The organism is Saccharothrix mutabilis subsp. mutabilis, from assembly GCF_039521145.1.
GTDB lineage: Bacteria > Actinomycetota > Actinomycetes > Mycobacteriales > Pseudonocardiaceae > Actinosynnema > Actinosynnema mutabilis.
Window position 1 is genome coordinate 1 of record NZ_BAAABU010000050.1, and the last position, 1519, is coordinate 1519.

At 65.2% G+C, this 1519-nt stretch carries 1 protein-coding gene; it reads right to left on the reverse strand.

Annotation, left to right across the window (positions count from 1 at the left end; translation table 11 throughout):
• Positions 1-175 precede the first annotated feature (175 nt).
• Positions 176-1426 carry an IS4 family transposase gene (locus ABD126_RS38530; RefSeq protein ID WP_343940637.1) on the reverse strand — a complete coding sequence of 417 codons (1251 nt, stop codon included), beginning with the start codon at positions 1424-1426 and terminating at the stop codon, positions 176-178.
• Positions 1427-1519: the final 93 nt, after the last annotated feature.

A 1519-nucleotide genomic window follows, 5' to 3' on the forward strand; every position in this document is an offset into this window, starting at 1 on the left:
CAATGCCGCTTACTTAAGGCTGGTTGGGCTGAAGATGTGCACTGCGGGTGGGCCGTCATGCTTGATGGGGCGGTGGTGTGGCTTTTTGGTGCGTCGGGAGCCGGATGGGGATCGTTTGGCGACTCTTGGGCAGGTTCGGTTGCGGCGGTGCGGGTTGAGGTGGCGGTTGATCTCGTCAAGCGTCTCCCTGACCGCCTCGGCTAATCGTTGAGGGGGAAAAGCCCGCCTGGTTGAGTACCTGGCGGCGGATTACGCGGACGGCGCGGATGAAGGACAGGCGGTCGACGTCCTCGCCGAGGTCGTCGGCTGCCTCGGTCATGAAGCTGCGTATCGCGTAATGGGTCAGCAGCGTGGCCCAGACTTCCTGGAGGACCAGTTCCGGCAGTCTTGACCGTAGTACGCGGGATGCGGGCATCTGGTGGGTCTCGATCTCGTCCAGGGTGGTCTCGAATTCCCACCGTTGTTGATACAGCGCGGCGATCTCGACCGCGGGGGCGAGTTCGTGGTCGAGGATCGAGGTGACCAGGCGGATCACGTCCGGCGCGTCGCCGCGGCCGGTCACCGTGTACTCGATCACGCGGACCGGGATCGCCATCCCGGCGGGAAGCGGGGATTTCCGTCCGGCCTTGACCTGCTGGCGCATTCCCGGGGGCAGCAGTTCGGCCCGGTACGACCCGTCCGGACACCATTCGAGCACTGGCAGGTCGACCTGGTCCTTGACCCGCCAGACCAGGGCGGCGCCGGTCTCGGCGACCTTGGACCACAGGTCGTAGCCGTAGAATCCGCGGTCCGCCAGGATCAGCATGTCCGGTTCGACCGCGTCGAGAAATCGGGCGAACAATTCTCGTTCGCCGGTCGCCCAGCCGTCCACGGCGGCGGCCACGATCGCGTGGGTCCCGCATTCCCCGAGGCCGACCACACGGATCTGCGGAAACGCGTTGTCCGTCTTCCCCAGCGGCATCTTCCCGAACGTCTTCACGTTCTCCGGCGTGTCCGCGACGTCCACGACCACGCCGTCCACGGCCATCACACGCCACCCGTGGAACCAGGCGCCGCGTGTCCCCGGCACCGCCAACGGGAGCGCCACCCGGTCGAACAACAACCGCAACGGGGCTTCCCCCAATCGTGCCCGCGCCTTCGAGATCGCACCCGTCGTCGGCACCACCCAGCCGTCACGCCACGTGCCCAGAAAACGGAGGCCGTTCACCAGCTTCCGCATCACCTCTTCATAGGCGTCGTCGAAGAACAACGTCAAAGCCAGCACGTAATACACCATCACCCGCGCAGGCAACAACCGCGCGCGCCGCTCACGCTTCCGAGTCTCCGCGACCACCTCGTCGACCAGATCCCGATGAAACAACCTGGTCAACACACCGATCGAAATACCATCGGCAAAACTCGGCGGACGAGCGGAAGGAAAGGCCACCCGATCACTCTAGCCTCAACGCCTCCGCCGCCCCTGGCCACAGTCGATACGTCGGACCTTCCGATCATCATGCCGCTTAAGTAAGCGGCATTG